Origin of the sequence: Agrobacterium sp. ST15.13.015, from assembly GCF_027871645.1 — a bacterium.
GTDB lineage: Bacteria > Pseudomonadota > Alphaproteobacteria > Rhizobiales > Rhizobiaceae > Agrobacterium > Agrobacterium leguminum.
This window is the reverse complement of sequence record NZ_JAQAHF010000002.1, coordinates 311572-336907: the sequence shown is the minus strand read 5'-3', so window position 1 is coordinate 336907 and position 25336 is coordinate 311572. Positions and strand designations below refer to the sequence as shown.

Below are 25336 nucleotides of genomic sequence, written 5' to 3'. Positions count from 1 at the left end.
CAAATAAATGCGGGGGGCGCGGATGTAAAGACCCGCGCCCCCGCCAAACGTCAGGAGTGATATCAATAAAGACCGCCGCCACCGCCGGTGATGGCCTGCTGCGCCTGCGGCGAGGTCTTCAGAATGTCTTCCTGCGACATGTATCCGTCATCGCCGATGACAGAGAAGGTGGAAGCAGGACCCGTGCCGGGCTTGAAGGCTTCCATGATGGTATCGGGCTCGCCCTCGACCGCCGCCATGCCGGTCTTGCGGTTGACGGCGACGAAATTCATGCCGGCAGGTACGATGAACTTGCTTGGCTCCATGTGCTTGGCCGCATCGGAGATGAACTCACCGAATATCGGCGCGGACAGCGAGCCACCCGTGCCGCCACGGCCGAGAGGCGCCGGCGAATCGAAACCGATATAGAGGCCGGCGACCATGTCCGGCGTGTAACCGACGAACCAGGCATCCTTTTCATCGTTGGTGGTGCCCGTCTTGCCGGCAACCGGCAGATCGACCTTGATCTTGCCCGCCGCCGTGCCGCGCTGCACGACGCCTTCCAGCATCGAGGTCGTCTGGTAGGCAGTCATCGGGTCGAGAACCTGTTCGCGATTGTCAACGATGACAGGCTCATCCTGGTTCTGCCAGCTTGTCGCGTTGCAGCCCTCGCAGGCGCGCTCCTCATGCCGGAAGATCGTCTTGCCGTAGCGGTCCTGAATGCGGTCGATCAGTGTCGGCTTGATCTGCTTGCCGCCATTGGCGATGACCGAATAGGCCGAGACCATACGCATCACGGTCGTTTCACCGGAACCCAGCGACATGGACAGAAGCGGCGGCATCTTGTCGTAGATACCGAAGCGTTCGGCATATTCCGCAACCAGATTCATGCCCATATCCTGCGCCAGACGCACCGTCATGAGGTTACGGGATTTCTCGATACCGAGACGCAGGGTCGACGGGCCGGCGGAACCGCCGCCGTAATTCTGCGGCTTCCAAACCTGATTGCCGGAAACGACCTCGATCGGCGCATCGAGAATGACCGACGCTGGCGTATAGCCGTTATCGAGTGCCGCCGCGTAGATGAACGGCTTGAAGGAGGAGCCCGGCTGGCGCATCGCCTGTGTCGAGCGGTTGAATTCCGACTGCGCATAGGAGAAACCGCCGACCATGGCCAGAACACGGCCGGTATGCGGGTCCATCACCACCATGCCGCCCTGCACTTTCGGCGGCTGGCGCAGGCGATATTCATTACCAGAGTTGGAAAGCGGCTGCGCATAAACCACGTCACCGGCCGAGAGGACGCCAACCGGCGACTTGGCGGTGGCCTTCTTGCCGGTCGCATCGCGGAAAGCCCAGCGCATGTTTTCAGCGGAGATATGGCCGCGCGTGCGCTTGTCGCCATCTTCCGTTTCCGTGTCCGGCTGCACGCCGATGTCGACGCCATCGGCAGCGACAGCGAGAACCACAGCGACTTTCCATTCCGGAACGTCGCGCAGGCCCTTGACCTTGGCGAGCGCCGCCGTCCAGTCACCCGCAGTCTCAATCTTTTCTACGGGTCCGCGGAAACCGCGACGCTCGTCATATTGCACCAGACCGTCCTGAAGCGCCTTGCGGGCTTCCATCTGGATCTGCGGATCGAAAGAGGTGCGGACCGAGAGCCCGCCTTCGAGAAGCGCTTCCTCGCCGTATTTCTCGACGATCTGGCGGCGGACTTCCTCCGCGAAGTAGTCAGACGCGAAGATATGCGCGCCACCGCGACGCAGATTGACGCCAAGCGGCTGCTTTTTGGCGTCCGTGGCGTCGGCGACCGTGATGTAGCCGTTTTCGGCCATGCGGTCGATCACCCAGTCGCGACGCTCAAGAGCCGCTTTTTCGCGGCGGATCGGATGGTAATTGGCCGGACCCTTCGGCAGCGATGCGAGATAGGCGGTTTCCGCAATCGTCAGTTCCGTCACCGATTTGTTGAAATAGGTGAGCGCCGCGCCGGCAATGCCGTAGGAATTCAGGCCGAAGAAAATCTCGTTGAGATAAAGCTCGAGAATCTTGTCCTTGGAATAGGTCTGCTCGATGCGGAAGGACAGAATGGCTTCCTTGAGCTTGCGGTCGATGGTCTGGTCGTTGGTCAGAAGGAAGTTCTTCGCCACCTGCTGGGTGATGGTGGAGGCGCCGACCGGACGGCGGCCGGAGCCGAAATTCTGGATATTGACGAGAATGGCGCGGCCGAGGCCGAAGACATCCACACCCGGATGGTTGTAGAAATTCTTGTCTTCCGCCGAAAGGAAAGCAGCCTTCACCCGGTCGGGAATGGCCTGGATCGGCAGGAACAGGCGTTTTTCATGCGCATATTCCGCCATCAGCGCGCCGTTGCCGGCATGCACGCGGGTCGTCACCGGCGGCTCATAGGTGCTCAAAACTGCGTAATCCGGCAGGTCCTTCGTCACGCCGTGCAAATAAATCGCACCGGCGGCGGCGGCGCACAGGAAGAGCACGCTGGCCAAGCCGAAAAAATATCCAATCAGTCTGATCATACCAAGCTACCGATAATTCGAATCGTAACCATCAACGCCCGACGATTTACGGGCGCATCCTTGCATATCGCGTGCCGTTTTGCACACCATACCTTCGATGACAAGCCGGATACGGCAGCATTCGCTGATATGTTACCGGGCGGCAGGCCCGCAATCGCGCTGCGGACGCTTTGCGGATCGCCACCGAATCCGCTTTCCGAGTAACGCGGCGAATGTGAGTAAAATAGGGCTTCGCCTTCGTAATCGTCCGCAAGACCCAAGAATTGAACAGCTTTTCGGCGGTCAATGGCAAGGCGGCAACAGCATTGCCGCTCTGCCGGCTGTCCTCTCAGCCGCCATTTGCCATGGCCTTGGCGCGGTATCGCCCAACGGCGGTTGCCAGCGTATCGGCCACCTTCTTGCGCCATTCCCCATCGAGAAGCAGCTTTTCGTCTTCCGGATTGGAGAGGAAACCGAGTTCCAGCAGCACCGACGGCACATCATGGGCGCGCAGCACCATGAAACCGGCGTAACGGTGCGGATTGTTGATGAGCCCCACCTGCCCCTCGAAGGAGGAGACGATGTTTTCAGCCAGCGTCACCGAAAAGGCCTGCGTTTCACGGCGGGTGAAATCAAGAAGAATATCGGCCACTTCCGGCGGCTCGCTGGAGGCAGCGACGCCCGCGATCTGGTCGGACTTATTTTCGCGCTCCGCCAGTTCCTGCGCCTGCCGGTCCGATGCCCGGTCCGACAATGTATAGACGGTCGCGCCCCGGATGCCCTTTTGCTTCAACGTATCCGCATGAAGGGAAATAAAGAGGTTGGCATTGTTCTGCCGCGCGATGGTCACCCGTTCCGACAAGGCGAGAAAGGTATCGGAATCGCGCGTCAGGAAAGCCTTGATGCCTGGCTCGCGGTTCAGCCGCTCGGCAAGTTCCTTGGCGAAAGTCAGCGTAATGACCTTTTCCTCGGTGCCGGTGGTGCCGCCGGTGGCGCCCGCATCGATGCCGCCATGGCCGGCATCGACAGCGATGACGAATTCCGCTGGCCGCGACGTCTTGTCATCCGGCGTGATCGCGGCAGTCGTCACCGGGGCTGGCGCCTGCCACTGCTGATCCTTCACCAGTTCCGCGAACTTGCCCTTGGTGGTGATTTCCGTATCGAGCACGAAATGGAAAGATTGGCCGTTATCGGTCTTTTTGGTTTCGGCAACCGCCACCTGAACCGGCTTTTTCGCCGTCAGCACGATGCGGGCGCTGTTCTGCCCCATGCTGCCGAAACGGATATCCGAAAAAAGACCGGTCGGCTTCAGGTCGGATGCGGGAAAGCTGAAATTCACCGCCGGAAAGTCCACAACGATGCGGGCGGGCGAATCGAGATAGTGAACGTCGAATTCCGGCTCTTCGGCGAAGTCGAGAACGATGCGCGTGCGCGCCTCATCGCCGATGATCCGCGCCTGATGAACGACGAGCGGCTCCACGGCATGGGCTGCCGGCGCGGCGGAAATAGAGGCGACGACGGAAAATGCCAGAGCCGCCGCAAGCCGCGCGATTCGCGCGCCAAGCCGCCCTCTCCCACCGAATATCGCTGCGTTGCGCGTGAAATTCATGGTCTTCAAGAAATTCCGTATTTCAGTCATTTTCGATAAAGGGCGAGGAAAAACGCCGGCAACAGTGCCGTTTCGACCACGCCGTACGATAGTTTGCGCGTTTGCGCCCCACAATCGCAGGCCTTGGTGAACCAATTGTTAACCCGGAAATTCCACCAATAATATGGCATATTTAGCCAGCCTATTGCTATTATGACAGAGAAAACATACAACACGGATGAGGGTTAAAAGTGTTGACGGGATAGATGCCCGCCGGCTGCCAATCGAAAAAGACGCTGGCGCTGCAAATCGGGCAATCATCTGCCGTCGTTACATTTATCCTGAAACTCGATCAATTCCGGCCGTGGCCGGAGACCTACCCGGTGGCGCTGCCACCGCCGCTCTGAGGAGAGCAAATTCATCGGATCCCAAGGGGTCTATATATTATTGTCGTTCCGCCTGGCCAATGATGTCGCAGCAGTTTTCACATGAACCGGATACCAGGAGCAGGCCAAGCGCCTCGCCGTCGGTCCGGATGCTGCCAGTTTACAGACGCCCGGCAGGAGACTTCATTTCCGGCACATCCTTGAACTCATATGAAAGGCTCGTCCGTGTGGCGGGCCTGTTCTCGTATAAAACAAGGCTGCGCCGAGGAGCACAGCTTACATGGCAGACAAAATGCTTATCGACGCCTCCCACGAAGAGGAGACACGCGTAGTCGTTGTCCGTGGGAACCGGATCGAAGAATTCGATTTCGAATCGGAGCACAAGAAACAGATCCGCGGCAATATCTACCTTGCCAAGGTCACGCGGGTTGAACCCTCGCTTCAGGCGGCCTTCGTCGATTACGGTGGAAACCGCCACGGCTTTCTCGCTTTTGCGGAAATCCATCCGGACTATTACCAGATTCCGCTCGCCGACCGTCAGGCCCTCCTGAAAGCGGAAGCCGAGGATCATCGCCGCAGCGACGATTTCGAATCCGCTGACGCACCCGAGCCCGGCGCCCCCATGATCGACCTTTCGCAGGTGGATCAGCCGGATGTCGGCATTGTTTCCGCCAGCGAAACCACTGAAACGGTCGTCGTGGAAGAGACTGCGCCTGCCGCGGAAGAGGTTTCCGGAGAAGCGGCCGTCGAGGCCGTAGCCGAAGAAGCGCCCGCCGAGGAAGAAAAGCCGAAGAAGCGCACCCGCCGCCCCCGCGCCAAGAAGAAGACGGCAGAAGAAGAAGCCGCAGCGGCCGAGGCCGCCGAAGCGTCTTCCGAAGACGATGGCAGCGCCGGTGGTGAAATGGCCGCCATGGTCGATACCGACACGATTTCCGAGGAAGTCGAGGGTCTTCGCCGCGGCAATGACGATGATGACGACGACGATGACGATCACCACGAAAAGGAAGTGATCGAATCTGTCGGCGCCGAAGACGCCATGGAAGAGGTTCCGGACCGCGTCGCCCGCAAGCCGCGCAAGCAGTATCGCATTCAGGAAGTCATCAAGCGCCGCCAGATTCTTCTGGTGCAGGTGGCCAAGGAAGAGCGCGGCAACAAGGGCGCGGCGCTGACCACTTACCTGTCGCTCGCCGGCCGTTATTCCGTTCTGATGCCGAATACGGCGCGTGGCGGCGGTATTTCCCGCAAGATCACACAGCCGGCCGACCGCAAGCGCCTGAAGGAAATCGCGCGCGATCTGGAAGTGCCGCAGGGCATGGGCGTTATTCTGCGCACCGCCGGCGCAAACCGCACCCGCGTCGAAATCAAGCGCGACTTCGAATATCTGATGCGCCTGTGGGAAAATGTCCGCACGCTGACGCTGAATTCCACCGCCCCCTGCCTCGTTTACGAGGAAGGCTCGCTCATCAAGCGTTCGATCCGCGATCTTTACAACAAGGATATCGGCGAGATCATCGTTTCTGGCGAAGACGGCTATCGTGAAGCCAAAGACTTCATGAAGATGCTGATGCCGAGCCACGCGAAGGTGGTTCAGCCTTACCGCGACATTCACCCGATCTTCTCGCGCTCCGGTATCGAAGCCCAACTCGACCGGATGCTGCAGCCGCAGGTCACGCTGAAGTCGGGCGGTTACCTCATCATCAATCAGACGGAAGCGCTGGTTTCCATCGACGTCAACTCGGGCCGTTCGACCCGCGAGCATTCCATCGAGGAAACCGCGCTGACGACGAACCTCGAGGCGGCGGAAGAAGTGGCGCGCCAGCTGCGCCTGCGCGACCTTGCCGGCCTTGTCGTCATCGACTTCATCGACATGGAAGAAAAGCGCAACAACCGCGCTGTCGAGAAGAAGCTCAAGGATTGCCTGAAGAACGACCGCGCGCGCATCCAGGTCGGCCGTATCTCGCATTTCGGCCTACTGGAAATGTCGCGCCAGCGCATCCGCGCTTCGGTGCTGGAATCGACCACGCAGGTCTGCCAGCATTGCGGCGGCACGGGCCATGTTCGCTCGGAATCCTCCATCGCGCTGCATGTGCTGCGCGGCGTCGAGGAATATCTGCTGCGCAACACCACCCACAACATCACGGTGCGCTGCACGCCGGAAACGGCGCTCTACCTGCTCAACCACAAGCGCGGCACGATCGTCGATTATGAAGGCCGCTTCGGCGTGTCGATCATCATCGCTGCTGACGCCGGCGTCGGTGCGCAGCATTTCGCCATCGATCGCGGTGAAGCCGTCGAAAATCCGGTGAAGATCGAAAGCCTCATCCAGATGCTGCCGAACTTCGTGGAAGAGGAAGACGATTTCGTCGCCGAGGTGGAAGAGGACGAAGACGAGGAAGAAATCGTCAAGGCGCAGACCGCCGAGCCACGCCAGCAGCAGCAGGGCGACAATGGCGAGGAAGGCAAGCGCAAGCGCAAGCGTCGCCGCCGCCGTCGCGGCAAGGGCGGTCAGGGCGAGCAGAACGGCGCGCTCGACGCCCAGTCCGGCGATGCGGAAGGCGATGATGCCGAAGGTGATGACGATGGCGTCGAAACCGATGAAGCCGATGCTGAAACCGAAAACGGTGCAACGGAAGCCGTAACCTCCGAAGAGGACGGCAAGCGCAAGCGCCGCCGTCGCGGCAAGCGCGGCGGACGTCGCAACCGTGCGGAAGACGAGGCTCTCGATGCCGCCGGCTCGGAAGCCGAAGGTGAAAGCGAAGAGGCTTCCGCCGAAGCATCCGTAACCGAAGAGCCGACCGCCGCCGAGGTGGTGGAAGGTGCGGTTGCCGAGGTCGCGGAAGAGGACGTGCCGAAAAAGCCGCGCCGCACCCGCAAGGCGAAAGCCAAGACTGAAACCGAGGAAGCGCCGAAGGCCGAAGCCGTTGAAACGGTGGAGCCGGTGATCGTTGAGGAAACCGTGGTGGACGTCGCGATTGAAGAAGCGGGTGAGGCTTCGGCCGATCTGGCTTCGGAAGCGGAAGCACCGGCCACGGAAGAAAAGGTCCGCGCGAACCGGGGCAGCAATGTCTCGAGCTCGGAGCCGGTGGTCACCTCTTCCGGTTCCTCCACCCCCGCCGATGGCGAGGAGCCGAAGCCCCGCAAGGGTGGCTGGTGGCAGCGCAAGGGCTTCTTCTGAGAGAAGCCACATCCTGAATAAAAGACGCCCGCAACGATGTTGCGGGCGTTTTCTTTTGTCGGCGCAAAGAGCGGTTTTTTGAGCTGCTGACATTTCCTCATTCCTGCGCTTGTCACAGGGATGAGTAGTGGGAAAGGCCAACCCGTCAAACAGACCGCGTCAGCCCGCCATCAACGCGGATATTCTGACCGGTAATATAACCGGCCCCATCAGAGGCAAGGAATGCCACGGTGGCGGCGATTTCCTCGCTCTTGCCGTAACGCTGCATCGGCACGCTCTCGCGGCGCTCCTCCGTCGCCGGCAGGCTGTCGATCCAGCCGGGCAGAACATTGTTCATGCGCACATTGTCGGCCGCATAGGTATCGGCGAAAATCTTGGTGTAGGAGGCAAGGCCGGCGCGGAACACGGCGGATGTCGGGAACATGCTGCTCGGTTCGAAAGCCCAGGCGGTCGAGATGTTGACGATGGCGCCCGCCTTCTGTTTCACCATGACGGGGGCAACGATCCGCGTCGGGCGAATGACGTTCATGAGGTAGACATCGAGGCCGGTGTGCCATTGCTCATCGGTAATATCGAGAATGGAGGCGCGCGGGCCATGGCCGGCGCTGTTGACCAGCACATCGATGCGGCCGAATTTTTCGATTGTCAGATCCGTGAGCCGCTGGAGATCGTCATTGGACTGGTTGGAGCCGGTGACGCCGATGCCGCCCAGCTCCTGCGCCAGCGCCTCTCCCTTGCCGGAAGAAGACAGGATCGCGAGCTTGTAGCCATCCGCGGCCAGACGTTTTGCCACGGCGGCCCCCATGCCGCTGCCGCCTGCCGTTACAATCGCTACTTTTTCTGCCGACATCGCTTTTCTCCTTGTCCTAACCTTAAGGGTGTCCCGCACCACATTGGCCCATCTATAACGGGTTTCAAAGGCGAGTTCGAACCAGAAAGCCTTGCAGCGGCATGCAGAAAAACTGATGCTGGAAATATCAGCCTAAGCTGTTCCCTCTCCCGGATGGGCTTTCCGGCTGTCGGCTGGCGCTTCCTCCCTCTCCTCCAGGCCATAGTTGCGGATCACCTGCGCGATACGCAGCCGGTAATCGGAAAAAACACCGGACCGGCCCAGCGACTGCGCGGCGCGATGCGGCATGGTGTTGCGCCATGCCCTCACCGCCTCCTCATCCCGGAAGAAGGACAGAGAGAGCATCTTGTCCGGATTGCCGATGCTTTGAAACCGCTCGACGGACAGGAAGCCGTCGATGGTTTCCAGCTCAGCCCGCAGGCCTGCCGCGATGTCGAGATAATGCTGCTTCTCGCCTTCAGCGGGCCAGACCTCGAAGATAACGGCGATCATTGTCCGCCTCCGGCGTGCGGAGCGGAGGCGAGACGCAGGAAAAGCCGGTCCTCGCGGCGGATGAACTGCTCGCGGCGGGCGAATTCGTAATTTTCCCGCCCTGCAGGATCGGCGGCGAGCCGTGCCCTGTAGGCTTCGTAGGCGGCGAGATTTTCGATGTTGTAGACACCGTAAGCAATGGTGCTCGATCCCTCCTTCGGAGCGTAATAGCCGATCAGATCGGCCCCGCAGCGCGGTATCGCTTCACCCCATGTGCGGGCATATCGCTCAAAGGCATCAACCTTGAAAGGATCGATCTCGTAGCGGATGAAACAGGTCAGCATCGTTTGTCTCCTCGTGGTTTGCCTCTCTCTTTTAAGCCATTGCCTTGCATCAATGCTTCGGCTACCATCGAAGCATGAAAGACGGACCCCTGATCGCCAATGTCGCCGCGCTGATCGGCGACCCTGCCCGCGCCAACATCCTGACGGCGCTGATGGACGGACGTGCGCTGACCGCAAGCGAGCTTGCCGAAGCCGCTGGCGTGACCCTGCAGACCGCCAGCGGGCATCTATCGAAGCTTTCCGAGGCGCAACTCCTGAAAGCGGAAAAACAGGGGCGTCACCGCTATTTCCGTCTTTCCGACGAGGATGTGGCGCATGTTCTGGAAGCGTTGATGGGTCTTGCCCAGCGCACGGGCGCAGTCCGCGTTCGCACGGGACCGAAGGACAAGGCGCTGCGGGAAGCGCGCATCTGCTACGATCATCTGGCGGGGGAGAGCGGCGTGGCGCTGCTTGCCGCCATCACCGCAAAAGGGCTCGTGACGTTAGGTGACGATCCTGCCCTAACGGAGAGCGGACGCGACTTCTTCTCAAGCTTCGGCATCGACCTTTCGTCACTCGAAAAGGCCCGTCGCCCGGTCTGCCTGCATTGCCTGGACTGGAGCGAACGTCGCCATCACCTCGGCGGCGGGCTTGGCGCGTCGCTTCTCGAAGCCATGCAGCAGCGCGACTGGCTGCGGCGCGGAAACGGCCGTGTGCTGACCTTCACTGCAAAGGGTGAAAAGGCGTTCAACAGCACCTTCGGCTGCACGCCCGCCTGATTTCCCTTACCTGATTTCCCCGAGCGGATGACCCCGGCTTATTTCAGCCAGCCGGCAATACGTCCAACGGCCTCGGCGATATCCGACACGGAACCCGCATAGGAAATGCGCAGCGCCCTGTGGCCTTCCTCGGGATCGAAATCCATGCCGGGCGTCGCCGCCACATCGATTTCCGCCAGCATGCGCTTGGCAAAATCCATGCTGTCATTGGAAAAACGGCTGGTATCGACATAGGCGTAAAAAGCGCCATCCATGGGGGATGCCAGCGGCAGGCCGATCTCCGGCAGGCGCGCCATCAGGAAATCGCGATTGGTGCGATAGCTTTCCCGGTAGACATCCAGTTCCTCCGCCGCCGAAAAGGCTGCGGTCGCCGCAAGCTGCGACAGTTCGGGCGCGGAAATATAAAGGCTCTGGGCCAGACACTCGACTGGGCGGACCAGATTTTCGGGCAGCACCATCCAGCCGATGCGCCAGCCGGTCATGCAATAATATTTGGAGAAGGAGTTGATGATCACGGCATTGTCGGTGATTTCGAGCGCACTCGTCTCTTCGCCGACAAAGGTAAGGCCGTGATAAATCTCGTCGGAAATGAAAGCCATGTCGCGGCTTTCGCAGTAGCTCGCAAGCCGCTTCAGCGCCTCACGGCCGGTAACCGTGCCGGTCGGATTGGCCGGGCTTGCCAGAAGCACACCCTTCAGCTTGCAGCCGGCCTTTGTCTCCGCCCGCTCCAGACTTGCCGGCGTCAGCGTATAGCCGGTTTCCGCCGTGACCGGCACTTCCACGACATTGAGGCCGAGAGCTTTCAGAATATTGCGATAGGCCGGATAGCCGGGCCTTGCGATGGCGACATAATCGCCCGCATCGAAAAGGCTGAGGAAAGCGAGATTAAAGGCGGCAGAAGAGCCCGTGGTCACGGCGATGCGAGCCGGGTCGATGGCGACCTGGTGGCGCAGCCGGTAATGGCCGGCAATCGCCTCCCGCAGCTCGCGCAGACCCAGCGCATCTGTGTAACCGATCCGCCCATGCTTCAGCGCCGCCTCAGCCGCCGCAAGCGAGGCTTTCGGCGCGGGATGCGAGGGCTGGCCGACCGCCATGGAAATGACGGGGCGGCCCGCCTGCCTGCGCCGATTCGCTTCCGCCAGAATATCCATGGCGTGAAAGGGTTCGACTGCGCTCCGCTTCGACATCGTAATCAAGGGCATGCTCTTTCCTGAACCGTATTTCAGAGACTTGCCGCAGAATCACAATCTTCACAATCATGCGATCATAATGCGGACAAGTATTTTTGCCGTATGGCATTTGGCTTAAAGTAAGGTAATTGCCTTCATAAGATTTCAAGAGGCTCCGGCCGCACAGAATGAGGACCGATATGGCGCATTTTCTCCGTTCCACCCTTCTCGCCAGCGTGACGGCCCTTTCGACGGTATTCGCCTCCCTGCCCGCCCATGCGTTCGACGAGCAGCAGAAGAAGGAAATGGGCGAGTTCATCAAGCAATATCTGATCGAGAACCCGGAAATCATGCTCGAGGTTCAGGATGCGCTTGAGCGCAAGCAATATGCGGCGCGTAATGCCAAGGCGGCGGAAGCCGTCGCGGACAACAAGAAGGCCATCTTCGAATCGAAATTCGATCTGGCGCTCGGCAACCCGGATGGCGACGTCACGCTGGTCGAGTTCTTCGATTACAATTGCGGTTATTGCAAACGCGCCATGGGCGACATGGACAATATTCTGAAGAGCGACAAGAAGGTGCGTGTCGTCCTCAAGGAATTCCCGATCCTCGGACCGGAATCGGTTGCGGCCCACCGTGTCTCCAATGCCGTGAAGCTGCTGGCGCCGGCCAAGTATCCCGAATTCCAGCGCACGCTCCTCGGCGGCCGCGGGCGCGCGAATGAGGACAGCGCCATGGAGGTCGCGACCTCGCTCGGTCTCAAGGAAGCCGACATCCGCAAATCGATGGCGGAAAACCCCAATGACGAGCAGGTGCAGGAGACTTACAAGCTGGCAACCAGCCTCGGCATCACCGGAACGCCGTCCTATATCGTCGGCGACGAGGCGGTTTTCGGCGCGGTCGGCGCTGACCCGCTGAAGGAAAAAATCGCCAATATGCGCAGCTGTGGAAAAGCCACCTGCTCCTGATTGCCAAAAAAGCCACTGCATTCCCTGTGAGATGCCTGCCAAGCGGCCGGTTTAGGGCTTGCGGGGGCTTTTCCTTGACGGCTGCGCAGTCTATAGGTGTCGCTGATTTTCTTATGGAAACGTGAATGAGCAACATCATCATCGTCATCAACGGCCCCAATCTCAACATGCTGGGAAAAAGGGAACCGGGTATCTATGGTGGCAAGACGCTGAAGGACATCGAGAATGATTGCCTTCAAGCCGGTGCCGATCTCGGTTTCGCAGTGGAATTCCGCCAGTCCAACCACGAAGGCGTGCTGGTGGACTGGTTGCAGGAGGCGGGCGAGCGGGCGGTAGGCGTCGTCATCAATCCCGGCGCCTACAGCCACACATCCATCGCGTTGCATGACGCCATTCGAGCGATTTCCACGCCCGTCGTGGAAGTGCACATTTCCAACATCCACGCCCGCGAAGAGTTCCGTCACAAATCGATGGTATCACCCGCGGCAAAGGGCATGGTCTGCGGTTTCGGACCATATGGATACATCATGGCGCTTCACGCGCTGAAAAACATCACGGCATAAAAAGAAACAAAGAATAGGGTTTGTCATGTCTGAAAAGAAACAGGGTATCGACAAGGAACTGATCCGCGAACTCGCGAATATCCTCAACGATACCGACCTTTCGGAAATCGAAGTGGAGCAGGACGACCTGCGCATCCGCGTTTCCCGCGCCGCTCCCGCCGCCACGGTCTATGCCGCAGCGCCTGCTGCTTATGCGCCCGCACCGGCAGCAGCCCCCGTTGCTGCACCGGCCGCAGCCGCGCCGGCCGCCCCTGCGGCCTCCGCAGCGCCTGCCCGCAACCCGGCCAACACCGTGTCCTCGCCGATGGTCGGTACGGTCTATCTGTCGCCTGCCCCGGGCGCACGTCCCTTCATCGAAGTGGGTGCAACCGTCAAGGAAGGCCAGACCATCCTCATCGTCGAAGCCATGAAGACCATGAACCAGATCCCGGCTCCCAAGTCCGGCAAGGTCGTGGAAATCGTCGTCAACGACGCTCAGCCCGTGGAGTATGGCGAAGCCCTCGTGGTCATCGAATAAAGGCGGTTCAGCATGGTTTCGAAGATCCTCATAGCCAACCGCGGCGAGATCGCGCTACGCGTCCTGCGCGCCGCCAAGGAGCTTGGCATTCCGACGGTGGCCGTGCATTCCACGGCCGACGCGGACGCCATGCATGTGCGCCTTGCCGACGAAAGTGTGTGCATCGGCCCGCCGCCCTCGCGTGACAGCTACCTCAACATCCACCAGATCGTTGCGGCCTGCGAAATCACAGGTGCGGACGCCGTTCACCCGGGTTACGGCTTCCTGTCGGAAAATGCCAAGTTCGCAGACATTCTCGACGCGCACGGCATCACCTTCATCGGGCCGACCGCCGAACATATCCGCATCATGGGCGACAAGATCACCGCCAAGCAGACGGCGCAGGAACTCGGCATTCCCGTGGTTCCCGGTTCCGATGGCGAAGTGAAGCCTGAAAACGCGCTCGAAATCGCCCGGACGATCGGCTTCCCGGTCCTCATCAAGGCGACGGCGGGCGGCGGTGGTCGCGGTATGAAGGTGGCCAAGACCGAAGCCGATCTGGAAGAGGCCGTTGCGACGGCCCGATCCGAAGCGGCAGCAGCCTTCGGCAACGACGCCGTCTACATGGAAAAATACCTCGGCAAACCGCGCCATATCGAAGTGCAGGTTTTCGGCGATGGCGAAGGCAATGCCGTTCACCTCGGCGAACGCGATTGCTCGTTGCAGCGCCGCCACCAGAAGGTGCTGGAAGAAGCCAATTCGCCGGCTCTGACCGTCGAACAGCGCATGAAGATCGGCGAGATTTGCGCGAGCGCCATGCGCAAGCTGAAATATCGCGGCGCCGGCACCATCGAGTTCCTTTATGAAAACGGCGAGTTCTATTTCATCGAAATGAACACCCGTCTGCAGGTGGAGCATCCGGTGACGGAAGCCATCACCGGCATGGATCTCGTGCAGGAACAGATCCGGGTCGCTTCCGGCCAGGGCCTGTCGGTCACGCAGGACGATATCGAATTCCATGGCCATGCCATCGAATGCCGTATCAATGCCGAGGACCCGCGCACCTTCGTTCCCTCACCGGGCACGCTGACCTATTTCCACACACCGGGCGGTCTTGGTGTGCGCGTCGATTCCGGTGCCTATCAGGGCTACAAGATCCCGCCCTATTACGACAGCATGATCGGCAAACTGATCGTTCACGGCCGCGACCGTGACGAATGCATTCGCCGCCTGCGTCGGGCGCTCGACGAATTCGTCGTTGATGGCATCAAGACCACGCTGCCGCTTTTCCAGGATCTCCTTCAGAACGAAGATATCCTGAAGGGCGATTACGACATTCACTGGCTGGAAAAATATCTGGCCGGTGACGCGTCTCACTAAGACGATATGGTTGGGCGGCGCAGCAGAAATAACGGCATAACGGTCGATATCCTGCTGCGCGCCTATTCCGCCGGCCTGTTCCCAATGGCCGATTCGGCTGACGATCCCGAGCTTTTCTGGGTCGAGCCGGAAATTCGGGGGATCATCCCCCTCAATGGTTTTCACGTTTCCAAAAGCCTCACCAAGGCGATGCGCAGGAAGCCGTTCGAGATTCGCTTCAACACCGCCTTCGAAGCGGTGATGGCCGGATGTGCGGCGGAAGCGCCGGACAGGCCAAGCACCTGGATCAATGCCACCATCCGCAGACTCTATACCGAGTTGCACCAGATCGGCCATGCCCATAGCGTCGAGGCATGGGAGGGCGAGGAGCTCGTCGGCGGGCTCTACGGCGTCTCGCTGGGTGCCGCCTTCTTCGGCGAGAGCATGTTTTCCCGCCGCACCAATGCATCGAAGATTTGCCTCGTGCATCTGGTCGAGCGTTTGCGGCAGCAGGGGTTTACGCTGCTCGACACGCAATTTACGACCGAACATCTGAAGACATTTGGGGCAATCGATATTCCAAAGTCGGAATATGCCACGATACTTGAAGCGGCTGTCGACAGGCCGGACGTACCCTTCGTAAAATTGTCTGCGCAAGAAAATCCCCGCTGAAAACAACCTGAGATTTTGCTTGCAACCCTCAAAATCATGACTTATCCGATCATGATATACGGTTCACCGGCGAATGGCCATGCGCTGGATTGCGGCCTTGTTATTGATGTTGACGCCGGCGGCGAATGTCACCGCTGCCGAACAGCGCCCGAACCCGCAGGCCGCCTGGCGAAGCGAAATTTCCCGAGCCTTGACGGGCGTAACCGGCCGCCCGGAATTCAAGGTCGTGCGGACGAACAAGAAGCAGGTACTCCTTGTTACTTTCCGCGTTGACCCGGCGGGAAAGATGCAGGCTATTCAGGTCAAAAACATAAGGGATAGTACCTATCAGACAAGAACGGCCGTGAAGAGGGCATTTTCCGAAATCAGGTTCCCCTCACCTCCCGCCGGCGATCAGCCCAACAAGTTCACCGTTCCGATTGTGATCGAGCCTGAACTGACACGGGAGGAAATGATCGAACAACTGGAAAGCAAAAGCAAAGCCCTGGCCGATTTGGCCGAGAAGCTCAGACGCCAGAAATAGGCGCGGTCGTGGGTTAATTACTTGCTTGCCGTTGAAGGAGCGGGAACTTCCGAGTCCTGCTTGCAGCCCGTCAGCCACACGTCGTAGATCGGGTGTTCCACGGCGTTGAGGCCGGGGCTGTCGGCGAACATCCAGCCCGTGAAAATCCGCTTGATCTTGCGGTCGAGGGTGATTTCATCCACCTCGATGAAGGCATCGATCTTCTGCGCTTCCGTCTGGTCGCGGGAATAGCAGACTTTCGGCGTCACCTGAAGCGCGCCGAACTGCACCGTCTCATCGATATAAACATCGAAGGAAGTGATGCGGCCGGTGATCTTGTCGATGCCGGAAAACACCGCCACGCGGTTTTCAAGACGAGCAGCAGAAACGGGCGAAATGAGGATGACAGCAGAGACCGCTGCAAACAGCGAGACTGTCAGCGCACGCAAAGAACGATCCCGCGTGAATTTCCTCATACGATATGTCTCCAAATATTTGCCTGTGTCGAACCGCCGACCGGATCAACGCCTAAGGGCGGAATGTGGCAAAAACCGGTGAGGCCGGATGCAAGCGCGGTGTTTTGCACAACACCGCGCATCGCAAGATGCTTAGTTGCCGGGGGTCCAGGCGTCGTAGTCGCCGGTCACGCGCGGGCGCTCGCCAGCCACGGCCAACGATCCCTGCGGGCGATAGGCCTTGGAGGAACCGGTGAGGTTCGGCTGATGCGGCTTCTGCCAGTCGCGGGCAACGTAGCTTTCCTGGCTCGGCGGCACGTCGGTGCGGTAATGCATCCAGCCATGCCAGCCGGGCGGAATGGCCGACGCTTCGGCATAACCATTGTAGATGACCCAGCGGCGCGGCATGCCCCAGGAAGTGGTGCCGCCTTCGTAATAGGTGTTGCCCAACTCGTCCTGTCCTACCTTCTTTCCGAAACGCCAGGTATGAAACCGCGTTCCGATCGTCTGGCCGTTCCACCAGGTGAAGATTTGCGTCAGGAGAGTCTTCATTCTACGTTCCTCGGGCTTGAATGCGCCGCAGCGATTTTCCGTGCACGGCACAAGACATGCTTATGCCGCCCCTCACGGCAATTGTCCAGCATTTCGAGATATATCCGCGCTATTTCAGCTTCATCCTGAAGCCTAAATGCCGCTTCTCGAAACCCAGCCGCTCGTACAAGCGGTGAGCGTCCAGCCTGGCCATGTTGGACGTCAGCTGCGCGGCGTTCAGGCCCTGACGGCGGGCTTCTTCCAGGCAATGATTGATCATCACCGCGCCGATGCCGCGACCGCGCATGTCGGCACGCGTCTGCACCGCCTCGATCACCATGGACTTTGCCCCTCGCCCGACGAGCTTGGTCAGGATCGCCGTCTGGAAGGTGCCGACCACCTCGCCATCCAGTTCCGCCACATAGAGCGTTTCGCTCGGCGACGCTTCGATGGCGCGGAAAGCGGCGAGATAATCCGGCTGTGCCGATTCTTCCGCCGTATCCCCGTGGCCGCCGATCTCGTCGGCGGCAAAAATGGCGGCGAGTGCCGGAAGATCGTCTTCGCGCGCCGTGCGGATGATCAGTTGTTGAAGTGTCTCATTCATCGGGTCAGGCTCTTTTCCATAACGACGCCGGGCAGACCCTCGATGCCCGCCATGCGCTCGATTCGGTCGACCTCGACAAATCCGACGCCTTCATAAAAGGCGATTGCGACAGTATTTTTAGGCTCGACTTCCAGCCGCATGATTTCGGCATCCGGAAAACAGGTTTCCAGTTCGGCGAAGAGATCGCGGCCGACGCCCTGCCGCTGAAGGTCAGGCGCGACATAGAGCTGGTGCAGCAGGGCCGTCTTCGCCATCTTGGTGGACATGGAGCCATAGGCCATGCCGCCAATCCGCTTGCCGTCGTCAGCCACCAGAAACTCGCCGCCCTTTTTCTCGATGCGGTCCTTCATGGCCTGCGGCGAATGCCATGCGAGGATCAGCTGGTTGACCTTGTCCACGCCATAGATCGCATCATAGGTCGCGTGCCACGTCGTGGCGAGCAGGTTGCGCACCGGCTCAATGTCACGCAGGCTTGCCGTGCGGATGAAGAACATGATTTGGCTCCGTCTTGAAACAGAAATGCCGGGCGTTGATCCCGGCAGAAGTGATGTCAGTCCCTCGTGCCCGACGTCGTCCTCGGGCCTGTCCCGAGGATCTGAGCACATTGGACCTTGTGGGTCGTTAGATCCTCGAGACAAGCCCGAGGATGACAGATGAGAGCTTTCTGCCTCGATACCTGTGAGCACAAGGCAGCGCCCGCTTACTCTTCCTCGATACCGAGCTTGGCCTTCACCAGCGCCTGCACCGCCTGCGGGTTGGCCTTGCCGCCCGTCGCTTTCATGACCTGACCGACGAACCAGCCGGCAAGCGTCGGCTTTGCCTTCACCTTCTCGACCTGATCCGGGTTGGCGGCGATGATCTCGTCGACGGCCTTTTCGATGGCGCCGGTATCGGTCACCTGCTTCATGCCGCGGGCTTCAACGATTTCCGCCGGGTTGCCGCCCTCGTTCCAGACGATTTCGAACAGGTCCTTGGCGATCTTGCCGGAAATGGTCTCGGCCTTGATGAGATCGATGATGCCACCGAGCTGTTCGGGCGAAACCGGCGTCGTCTCGATATCCTTGCCCGATTTGTTCAGCGCGCCGAGCAGATCGTTGATGACCCAGTTGGCGGCAGCCTTCGCATCGCGGCCGGCGGCGACGGCCTCGTAATAATCGGCAATCGCCTTTTCCGAAACGAGGATCGAGGCGTCATAGACCGACAGGCCGAGATCGGCCACGAAACGGGCTTTCTTGTCGTCGGGAAGCTCCGGCAGGTCGACCTTCAGCGCCTCGACGAAAGCATCGTCGAATTCGAGCGGCAAGAGGTCCGGATCGGGGAAATAACGGTAATCATGCGCATCTTCCTTGGAGCGCATGGACCGCGTCTCGCCCTTGCCGGGGTCGAACAGGCGGGTTTCCTGATCGATCACGCCGCCATCTTCCAGAATGGCGATCTGGCGACGCGCCTCATATTCGATGGCCTGACCGACGAAGCGAATGGAGTTGACGTTCTTGATTTCGCAGCGCGTGCCGAAACCTTCGCCCGGACGGCGCACGGAGACGTTGACGTCGGCGCGCATCGAGCCTTCATCCATATTACCGTCGCAGGTGCCGAGATAACGCACGATGGAACGCAGCTTGGTGAGATAGGCCTTGGCTTCGTCCGACGAGCGCATATCCGGCTTGGAGACGATTTCCATCAGCGCCACGCCCGAACGGTTCAGGTCCACGAAGGACATTGTCGGGTGCTGGTCATGCATGGACTTGCCGGCGTCCTGCTCCAGATGCAGACGCTCGATGCCGATTTCGATATCTTCGAAATTGCCCTGACGGTCCGGACCGAGCGAAATGGTGATGGTGCCCTCACCGACGATCGGGTCCTTGAACTGCGAAATCTGGTAGCCCTGCGGCAGGTCCGGATAGAAGTAGTTCTTGCGGTCGAAGATCGAGCGATGGTTGATCTTCGCCTTCAGGCCAAGACCGGTGCGCACCGCCTGCTTCACGCATTCCTCGTTGATAACGGGCAGCATGCCCGGCATGGCGGCATCCACCAGCGACACGTTGGAATTCGGCGCATTGCCGAAGGTGGTCGATGCACCGGAAAACAGCTTGGAATTGGAGAGAACCTGCGCATGCACCTCCATGCCGATCACGATTTCCCAATCGCCGGTGGCGCCGGGAATGAAGCGTTTCGGGTCGGGGGTGCGCACGTCTACAAGGGTCATCTGAAGCTCACGATATACGGGTTCTTTGGCCTTGGTGGGTAGAACAAATGGAGCGCGGGCGCAAGACATCTTGCACCCTCTCACGCCAGGCCCGGGATTTTCGCCGATAGAGGATACGCGTTTTTTACGCTTCCCGGTTTCAATTCACATCATGGTGACGGTCGCTCTCTGTTTCATAACCTATATCGCCTTCAATCTTTTCGTCTTTCTTGTCTATTGGTGGGACAAGGAAGCGGCGAGAAATGGCGGATGGCGCATCCGGGAAAGCACGCTGTTATCGCTTGCACTCATCGGCGGCAGCCTGGGCGCGATCTCGGCACAACGGCTGCTCCGGCATAAAACACGCAAGGAACCGTTCCGCAGCATCCTGATATCGATCGTGATATTGCAGATTGGCCTTGTCGCATCGCTCGCCATCACGCCGGACTGGCCGATGCGGCTGGTGGAGGCTCTGCAAACTCTGTCTCAGAAAGCCGGCCCATAAAGACCGCTCTCGACCTCGGCCAATTGCTTCTGCAGGCCTACCGACTGCACTTCGCGGTCGAGTTTCGGCGCATAGGAGACGGAGAGCCAGCGGACGCTATAGCCATGGTGGCGGAAGAAGGCGACGGCCGGCTCATTCTGGGCATGGGTTTCAAGCCGTATGGTCTCGAACCCCCTGTCCTCAATCAGCCTTTCGACATCGCCCAGCAGGTGACCGCCGACACCTCGGCGGTGAAAATCAGGATCGATCCAGAAATCGGAAATCGTCTCGTCGAAATGCTCCCTCGCCGCCCAACCCGCAACCGAGCCGCCAAACTCCGCCACCCTGATCGCCAGCCATGACGAGCGGGTAAAATTGGAAAAGGCGCTGGCTGCATTGTCGTAAAGGGTCGGGGTGATGCCGAGAGCCGCGGTTGCCTGTCGCCATGCCCTGAGGCCGATGGCCGCCAGAACCTCCGCTTCCTGCTCATGCGCATTGCGAATGACGATCAAGCCGCGCCCTCCATGGCCGTTGAAATTAAACCATTGCCAAGGCGATTCGACCAGCATGGTTTTCTCGCGCCTGGCGGGACTTGACCGCCTCGGCTTTGCCCGCTACCCAAAAGGAGCAAGAACGGAGTTTTTATGTTCGCTCAATCGGAGTCCCGGTAAAGGCCCTGCCCGCAAGTTTATTGCGCGCCGGGCCATGCTGAAACCGAGCCGGATGCCCTAACCGCACCCGGATTTGCTTTCACGCGTCTATATGACGCCGACCGGACTTCCAAAAATGGACATTTCCCGCGCCGAACAGCGCATTCTTCACCTGCTCGCCCAGGGCGGCAGAATTGAACTCGTTCGAGACGACGCCCACAAAATCGAAAAACTCGCGCTCTACACGCGTGACGGCTGGATTTTCAGCGGCCTCGATCTCCTCACCTTCCGCAAACTGAAACGGAAGAGAGCCATCGCCTCTTCCGGCGGCAAACCCTACCGCATCACGACGCGCGGGCTGGAACTCGTGCGGGGCGAGCTGGACAATCGATGAAAAACAAACGGGCGGCATTCAATGCCGCCCGTTTGTGTAGAGAGCTTGGTGAATCCGCTTACCACCACTTGGCAGGGGTGAACTTACCGGCTGCCTGCTCGATGGCATGCGCCGTCTTGAACAGCGTTTCCTCCTCGAAAGGCTTGCCGATGAGCTGGAGGCCAAGCGGCAGGCCCTTGCCGTCGAGGCCGGCCGGAACCGAGAGGCCAGGAAGACCGGCCATGTTGACCGTGATGGTGAAAACGTCCTGCAGGTACATCTTCACCGGATCGGAAGCGAGTTCCTCGTCACCGACTGCAAAGGCGGAAGACGGGGTGATCGGCGCCAGAATGGCGTCGACGCCTTCGTGGAAGACGTTTTCGAAATCGCGCTTGATGAGGGTGCGGACCTTCTGCGCCTTCAGGTAATAGGCGTCATAATAACCGGCGGACAGCACATAGGTGCCGACCATGATGCGGCGCTGCACTTCCTTACCGAAACCGGCGGCGCGGCTCTTTTCGTACATGTCGGCAATGTCCTTGCCGTCGACGCGCAGACCGTAACGGACGCCGTCATAACGGGCAAGGTTAGACGAGGCTTCCGCCGGCGCGACGATGTAATAAGCGGGCAGCGCGTATTTGGTGTGCGGCAGCGAGATATCGATGACCTCGGCACCGGCATCACGCAGCCACTCGACGCCCTTGGCCCAGAGCTTTTCGATTTCTTCCGGCATGCCGTCGACGCGATATTCCTTCGGAATACCGATCTTCAGGCCCTTGAGCGACTGACCGATGGCCTTTTCGTAGTCCGGCACCGGCAGGTCGACGGAGGTCGTGTCCTTGGCGTCGACGCTTGCCATCGTCTTCAGCAGGATCGCGGCATCACGCACGTCACGGGCAATCGGGCCTGCCTGATCGAGCGAGGAAGCATAAGCGACGATGCCGAAGCGCGAGCAGCGGCCATAGGTGGGCTTGATGCCGACGGTGCCGGTAAAGGCGGCCGGCTGGCGGATGGAGCCGCCGGTATCGGTTGCGGTGGCGCCGGCGCAGAGATGCGCGGCAACGGCTGCGGCCGAACCGCCGGAGGAGCCGCCGGGCACCAGCTTCTGGTCGGAACCATTGGCGCGCCAAGGGTTGATGGCAGGGCCGTACCAGGAGCTTTCATTGGACGAGCCCATGGCGAATTCGTCCATGTTGAGCTTGCCGAGCATGACGGCGCCCTGATCCCAGAGGTTCTGGGTAACGGTGGATTCATATTTCGGCTTGAAGCCGTCGAGAACATGCGAACACGCCTGCGTGTGCACGTCACGGGTGGCGAAAAGGTCTTTCACGCCAAGCGGAACGCCTTCCAGCTCGCCAGCCTTGCCGGCGGCGATGCGGTCGTCGGAGGCTTTCGCCATGTCGCGCGCCTTTTCGGGCGTCGTCGCCACATAGGCGTTCAGCGCGCCGTTGGCCGCATCGATGGCGGAGAGATAGGCGTCGGTCAGCTCGAGGGCGGAAAATTCTTTGGCCTTCAGCTTCTCGCGGGCTTCGGCAATGGTCAGGCTCGTCAGGTCGGTCATGGTCGGCAACGGCTTTCGAAATCTTGGAAAAATCGGGCGGCAGAGGTGGTCGGCTTATTCGACCACTTTCGGGACCATGAAGAAGTCCCGGTCGGTCGCAGGCGCATTGGCGACAATGTCTTCCGCCTTGTTGCCGTCGGTCACCACGTCGGCGCGTTTTTTCATGTCCACCGGGGTCACCGAGGTCATCGGCTCAACGCCGTCGACATTCACTTCCGAAAGCTGCTCCACGAAACCGAGTATGCCGTTCAGCTGGCCGAGCATATTCTGTGCTTCTTCTTCGCTGACTGCGATACGGGCAAGGCGCGCAACGCGCTTTACGGTGGCGAGATCGACGGACATGGTTCTACTCCGATGGGATATTTCCCATTCGCTATAATCACCATGTCCGTCATTCGCAACGGTAGAAAGCATGTCGCGCCAAACTGTATGGCGGTTTGCGGTCGCGACATGCACGGGCAAAATGTCAGAAGGACAGCGTATCGCCGGCCTTCGGCGTGTGGACGCGCGCTTGCGCCCCTTCCATGCCAGCCACGAACTTCTCCGGCGTCTGGTCGATGATCGGGAAGGAACCGTAATGGCAGGGAATGACATTGCCGAAATTGAAGAAGCGCTGGCATGCGAGCGCGGCGACGGCTCCGCCCATGGTGAAGCGGTCACCGATCGGCACAAGGCCGATATCCGGCTGATGCAGTTCATTGATGAGTTTCATGTCGGAAAAGATGTCGGTATCGCCCATGTGATAGACGGCCGGGCCGTCTTCGAAATGCAGCATCAGACCGTTGGCATTGCCGAGCGAATGGGAGACGCCGTCTTCGGTGATCTGGGCGGAGGAATGCAGCGCATTGGTGAAGGTGACGGAAAAACCATCGAAATGCACCGTGCCGCCGGTATTGCCCATATCGACCTTCGCGACGCCCTTGGCGGAAAGCCAGGCGGCAAGATCGGCATTTGCAAGAACCGTCGCGCCGGTTTCGCGGGCAAGCTGGACGGTATCGCCGACATGGTCGCCATGGCCGTGGGTCAGGAGAATATGGGTGATGCCTTCGGCTGCCGACTTTCCATCCTGTCCGACAAAACCGGGGTTACCGGTGAAGAACGGATCGATGAGTATCTTCGCGCTGCCGTTTTCGAGGCGGAAGGCGGAATGGCCGAGCCAGGTGATTTTCATGGGAAGTTCTCCTTTGTATTGCCGGTATATTATGACATAGGACGGCCTGAACAACCGCACTACCAATATTTAAGAGAGGCGACATGGCCGCAAATGATGACGAGTACGTGTATGACGAGGCGACCGGTGAATGGCGACCGGCCTCCGAGCTGGCTGCAGAAGCGGCGCGTACGAATGAAGTGCGCGATGCGGCGGGCAATGTGCTGGCGGATGGCGATTCCGTCACCCTCATCAAGGATTTGAAGGTCAAGGGCACCAGCACGGTCATCAAGCAGGGTACCGTCATCAAGTCGATCCGCCTGACCGATAATCCGGAAGAGATCGATTGCAAACATGATGCGGTGAAGGGTCTGGTGCTGCGCACCGAATTCGTCCGCAAACGATAAGGACAACACGCGACATGGCAACACTCACCATTGAGGAACTGGCGCAGGCGCTTCAGCCGGGACAGGCGATTGCCGGCCTCGACCTTGGCACGAAGACGATCGGGCTTGCCATGTCGGACCTGTCGCGGCGTTTCGCAACGCCGCGCCCCGTCATCAAACGGGTGAAATTCACGCAGGATGCGGAAGTGCTGCTGGCCTTTGCCGAAAAGGAAAAAGTTTTCGCCTTCATCATCGGCCTGCCGATGAACATGGATGGTTCGGCCGGTCCCCGCGTGCAGGCGACGCGCGCCTTTGTGCGGACGATGAGCGAAAAAACCGCCCTGCCCTTCATTTTCTGGGATGAGCGGCTTTCGACGGTCGCGGCCGAGCGCGCATTGCTGGAAATGGACGTCTCACGCGCAAAGCGGGCCGAACGCATCGATTCGGCCGCCGCGAGCTTCATTCTTCAGGGCGCGCTGGACAGGCTTTCCGCACTCACCCGCGCGGCCGACTGACGGCCCTGCCACCAGGCCGCAATCTGCTTTCTCTTGCGGAAGGCAAGAATCGCAAAAACGATCAGGCTGTCGACGGCAATGGCGCGTGCCACCAGCGGCGGCAGGCTTTCCGGCGGCAGGCCGAGAATATTGCCGTAAATCTCGAACACCAGATCATGGGTCTGCCGTGTGAGCATGTAGAAGCCGAAGCTCATGTCGTAATAGGAAAGCCAGTACCAGCTGCCCAGCAGCGCAACGGGACCTGCCCAGAGGATCAGAAACCACTTCATGCCGCCTGCCCCCGCACAAACATCGTATCGGGAACGCCGGCAAGCACCGCCCAGCGCACCACGGCCATAAGGCAGAGGTTCAGCGCCGGCGCGTCGATATCCAACGGCAGCATCACAAAAAACGTCATCATGACGCCTAAAGCTGTCCAGCGGCTCACTTGCGGCTCCCTTACGCGCAGTCATTGCGCATGGTTAACATTTCGTTAATCCACACTGGACCGGCAGCCATGGCGAGGCAAATGAAAGCTGTCATTATGGTTAACGACGGGCGGGCTGCATGTGGAAAAGAACGTGATCGCGTGGACGGCCGGATGCGTCGGGCATTTGCCGGTCCGATGAAAACATGACTGATTTTTTTAATGCGCAGGTCCAGGCGCGACTGT

General features: G+C 59.9%; 29 protein-coding genes. 12 read left to right on the top strand and 17 right to left on the bottom strand.

What is annotated here, in order from left to right:
* Nucleotides 1-62: 62 nt before the first annotated feature.
* Together PIB16_RS04890 and PIB16_RS04885 are read right to left on the bottom strand one after the other, a co-directional pair.
* On the bottom strand, nucleotides 63-2510 hold the full coding sequence (locus tag PIB16_RS04890) for a penicillin-binding protein 1A (protein ID WP_065653947.1): 2448 nt from the start codon (nucleotides 2508-2510) through the stop codon (nucleotides 63-65).
* Between the two features lie 328 nt (nucleotides 2511-2838).
* Nucleotides 2839-4098: an N-acetylmuramoyl-L-alanine amidase gene (locus tag PIB16_RS04885; RefSeq protein ID WP_271045091.1), complete on the bottom strand. Its 1260-nt coding sequence runs from the start codon at nucleotides 4096-4098 to the stop codon at nucleotides 2839-2841.
* Nucleotides 4099-4743: 645 nt separating this feature from the next.
* Here PIB16_RS04885 and PIB16_RS04880 point away from each other — a divergent pair.
* Complete coding sequence (locus PIB16_RS04880) at nucleotides 4744-7638, top strand: Rne/Rng family ribonuclease (protein WP_078053989.1); 2895 nt, start codon at nucleotides 4744-4746, stop codon at nucleotides 7636-7638.
* A 145-nt stretch (nucleotides 7639-7783) separates the two neighbouring features.
* On the opposite strand, the gene PIB16_RS04875 is transcribed toward PIB16_RS04880, so the two are convergent.
* From PIB16_RS04875 to PIB16_RS04865, 3 genes are all read right to left on the bottom strand, one after another.
* Complete coding sequence (locus PIB16_RS04875) at nucleotides 7784-8488, bottom strand: SDR family oxidoreductase (protein WP_065653950.1); 705 nt, start codon at nucleotides 8486-8488, stop codon at nucleotides 7784-7786.
* Nucleotides 8489-8620: 132 nt separating this feature from the next.
* Nucleotides 8621-8980 carry an antibiotic biosynthesis monooxygenase family protein gene (locus PIB16_RS04870; RefSeq protein ID WP_125145943.1) on the bottom strand — a complete coding sequence of 120 codons (360 nt, stop codon included), beginning with the start codon at nucleotides 8978-8980 and terminating at the stop codon, nucleotides 8621-8623.
* On the bottom strand, nucleotides 8977-9303 hold the full coding sequence (locus tag PIB16_RS04865; RefSeq protein ID WP_003521451.1) for an NIPSNAP family protein: 327 nt from the start codon (nucleotides 9301-9303) through the stop codon (nucleotides 8977-8979). Before PIB16_RS04865 ends, PIB16_RS04870 begins: the two co-directional genes overlap by 4 nt.
* Nucleotides 9304-9377: 74 nt before the next feature.
* Here PIB16_RS04865 and PIB16_RS04860 point away from each other — a divergent pair, with 74 nt between their 5' ends.
* Nucleotides 9378-10061 carry an ArsR/SmtB family transcription factor gene (locus PIB16_RS04860; protein ID WP_065653952.1) on the top strand — a complete coding sequence of 228 codons (684 nt, stop codon included), beginning with the start codon at nucleotides 9378-9380 and terminating at the stop codon, nucleotides 10059-10061.
* A gap of 38 nt (nucleotides 10062-10099) precedes the next feature.
* Here the strand turns inward: PIB16_RS04860 and PIB16_RS04855 are convergent, their stop codons facing one another.
* A complete protein-coding gene (locus PIB16_RS04855) occupies nucleotides 10100-11257 on the bottom strand; it encodes a pyridoxal phosphate-dependent aminotransferase (RefSeq protein WP_003521454.1) in 1158 nt (385 codons plus the stop codon).
* Between the two features lie 173 nt (nucleotides 11258-11430).
* Between PIB16_RS04855 and PIB16_RS04850 the strand changes: the two genes are divergently transcribed.
* The 6 genes from PIB16_RS04850 to PIB16_RS04825 all read left to right on the top strand — a co-directional run bounded on the left by PIB16_RS04850 (nucleotide 11431) and on the right by PIB16_RS04825 (nucleotide 15811).
* Nucleotides 11431-12198 (top strand): DsbA family protein, encoded by a 768-nt coding sequence (locus PIB16_RS04850; RefSeq protein WP_271045090.1) that lies wholly within the window; start codon nucleotides 11431-11433, stop codon nucleotides 12196-12198.
* Nucleotides 12199-12323: 125 nt separating this feature from the next.
* Nucleotides 12324-12761, top strand: coding sequence for a type II 3-dehydroquinate dehydratase (gene aroQ, locus PIB16_RS04845; RefSeq protein WP_065653953.1), 438 nt, complete (start codon nucleotides 12324-12326; stop codon nucleotides 12759-12761).
* A 25-nt stretch (nucleotides 12762-12786) separates the two neighbouring features.
* Nucleotides 12787-13278 (top strand): acetyl-CoA carboxylase biotin carboxyl carrier protein, encoded by a 492-nt coding sequence (gene accB / locus PIB16_RS04840; RefSeq protein WP_059752742.1) that lies wholly within the window; start codon nucleotides 12787-12789, stop codon nucleotides 13276-13278.
* A 12-nt stretch (nucleotides 13279-13290) separates the two neighbouring features.
* A complete protein-coding gene (accC, locus tag PIB16_RS04835) occupies nucleotides 13291-14637 on the top strand; it encodes an acetyl-CoA carboxylase biotin carboxylase subunit (protein WP_065653954.1) in 1347 nt (448 codons plus the stop codon).
* Nucleotides 14638-14643: 6 nt separating this feature from the next.
* Entirely contained in the window at nucleotides 14644-15288 is a 645-nt protein-coding gene (gene aat / locus PIB16_RS04830; RefSeq protein ID WP_271045089.1) for a leucyl/phenylalanyl-tRNA--protein transferase, read from the top strand.
* 79 nt (nucleotides 15289-15367) lie between these two features.
* Nucleotides 15368-15811: a hypothetical protein gene (locus PIB16_RS04825; protein WP_236780843.1), complete on the top strand. Its 444-nt coding sequence runs from the start codon at nucleotides 15368-15370 to the stop codon at nucleotides 15809-15811.
* A gap of 17 nt (nucleotides 15812-15828) precedes the next feature.
* Here the strand turns inward: PIB16_RS04825 and PIB16_RS04820 are convergent, their stop codons facing one another.
* The 5 genes from PIB16_RS04820 to gatB form a co-directional block, all read right to left on the bottom strand.
* Nucleotides 15829-16266 carry a DUF2155 domain-containing protein gene (locus PIB16_RS04820; protein WP_065653957.1) on the bottom strand — a complete coding sequence of 146 codons (438 nt, stop codon included), beginning with the start codon at nucleotides 16264-16266 and terminating at the stop codon, nucleotides 15829-15831.
* Nucleotides 16267-16398: 132 nt separating this feature from the next.
* Entirely contained in the window at nucleotides 16399-16797 is a 399-nt protein-coding gene (locus tag PIB16_RS04815) for an NADH:ubiquinone oxidoreductase subunit NDUFA12 (protein ID WP_003521463.1), read from the bottom strand.
* A 109-nt stretch (nucleotides 16798-16906) separates the two neighbouring features.
* The gene (locus PIB16_RS04810; RefSeq protein WP_271045088.1) at nucleotides 16907-17380 is read right to left on the bottom strand and encodes a GNAT family N-acetyltransferase; all 474 of its coding nucleotides are present in this window, start codon (nucleotides 17378-17380) and stop codon (nucleotides 16907-16909) included.
* Entirely contained in the window at nucleotides 17377-17874 is a 498-nt protein-coding gene (locus PIB16_RS04805; RefSeq protein WP_080856275.1) for a GNAT family N-acetyltransferase, read from the bottom strand. Before PIB16_RS04805 ends, PIB16_RS04810 begins: the two co-directional genes overlap by 4 nt.
* 206 nt (nucleotides 17875-18080) lie before the next feature.
* Entirely contained in the window at nucleotides 18081-19586 is a 1506-nt protein-coding gene (gene gatB / locus PIB16_RS04800; RefSeq protein ID WP_078054000.1) for an Asp-tRNA(Asn)/Glu-tRNA(Gln) amidotransferase subunit GatB, read from the bottom strand.
* Between the two features lie 151 nt (nucleotides 19587-19737).
* Here gatB and PIB16_RS04795 point away from each other — a divergent pair, with 151 nt between their 5' ends.
* On the top strand, nucleotides 19738-20070 hold the full coding sequence (locus PIB16_RS04795; RefSeq protein ID WP_271045087.1) for a DUF1294 domain-containing protein: 333 nt from the start codon (nucleotides 19738-19740) through the stop codon (nucleotides 20068-20070).
* On the opposite strand, the gene PIB16_RS04790 is transcribed toward PIB16_RS04795, so the two are convergent.
* On the bottom strand, nucleotides 20052-20561 hold the full coding sequence (locus tag PIB16_RS04790; protein ID WP_271045125.1) for a GNAT family N-acetyltransferase: 510 nt from the start codon (nucleotides 20559-20561) through the stop codon (nucleotides 20052-20054). The genes PIB16_RS04795 and PIB16_RS04790 overlap by 19 nt on opposite strands.
* A gap of 274 nt (nucleotides 20562-20835) precedes the next feature.
* Here PIB16_RS04790 and PIB16_RS04785 point away from each other — a divergent pair, with 274 nt between their 5' ends.
* Nucleotides 20836-21093 (top strand): YjhX family toxin, encoded by a 258-nt coding sequence (locus PIB16_RS04785; protein WP_003521470.1) that lies wholly within the window; start codon nucleotides 20836-20838, stop codon nucleotides 21091-21093.
* 58 nt (nucleotides 21094-21151) lie between these two features.
* Here PIB16_RS04785 and gatA read toward each other — a convergent pair whose 3' ends face one another.
* From gatA to PIB16_RS04770, 3 genes are all read right to left on the bottom strand, one after another.
* Nucleotides 21152-22633, bottom strand: coding sequence for an Asp-tRNA(Asn)/Glu-tRNA(Gln) amidotransferase subunit GatA (gene gatA, locus PIB16_RS04780; protein ID WP_080856272.1), 1482 nt, complete (start codon nucleotides 22631-22633; stop codon nucleotides 21152-21154).
* A gap of 54 nt (nucleotides 22634-22687) precedes the next feature.
* On the bottom strand, nucleotides 22688-22975 hold the full coding sequence (gatC, locus tag PIB16_RS04775; protein ID WP_003521472.1) for an Asp-tRNA(Asn)/Glu-tRNA(Gln) amidotransferase subunit GatC: 288 nt from the start codon (nucleotides 22973-22975) through the stop codon (nucleotides 22688-22690).
* A gap of 124 nt (nucleotides 22976-23099) precedes the next feature.
* Complete coding sequence (locus PIB16_RS04770) at nucleotides 23100-23804, bottom strand: metal-dependent hydrolase (protein WP_065653963.1); 705 nt, start codon at nucleotides 23802-23804, stop codon at nucleotides 23100-23102.
* A gap of 83 nt (nucleotides 23805-23887) precedes the next feature.
* On the opposite strand from PIB16_RS04770, the gene PIB16_RS04765 reads away from it, so the two are divergent.
* On the top strand, nucleotides 23888-24190 hold the full coding sequence (locus PIB16_RS04765) for an alkylphosphonate utilization protein (RefSeq protein WP_065653964.1): 303 nt from the start codon (nucleotides 23888-23890) through the stop codon (nucleotides 24188-24190).
* Nucleotides 24191-24204: 14 nt separating this feature from the next.
* Entirely contained in the window at nucleotides 24205-24684 is a 480-nt protein-coding gene (ruvX, locus tag PIB16_RS04760) for a Holliday junction resolvase RuvX (RefSeq protein WP_065653965.1), read from the top strand.
* Here the strand turns inward: ruvX and PIB16_RS04755 are convergent.
* Together PIB16_RS04755 and PIB16_RS04750 are read right to left on the bottom strand one after the other, a co-directional pair.
* Entirely contained in the window at nucleotides 24636-24953 is a 318-nt protein-coding gene (locus PIB16_RS04755; RefSeq protein ID WP_003521478.1) for a DUF6105 family protein, read from the bottom strand. The genes ruvX and PIB16_RS04755 overlap by 49 nt on opposite strands.
* Complete coding sequence (locus tag PIB16_RS04750; protein WP_256366667.1) at nucleotides 24950-25084, bottom strand: hypothetical protein; 135 nt, start codon at nucleotides 25082-25084, stop codon at nucleotides 24950-24952. The genes PIB16_RS04755 and PIB16_RS04750 overlap by 4 nt, the downstream gene beginning before the upstream one ends.
* Nucleotides 25085-25336: the final 252 nt, after the last annotated feature.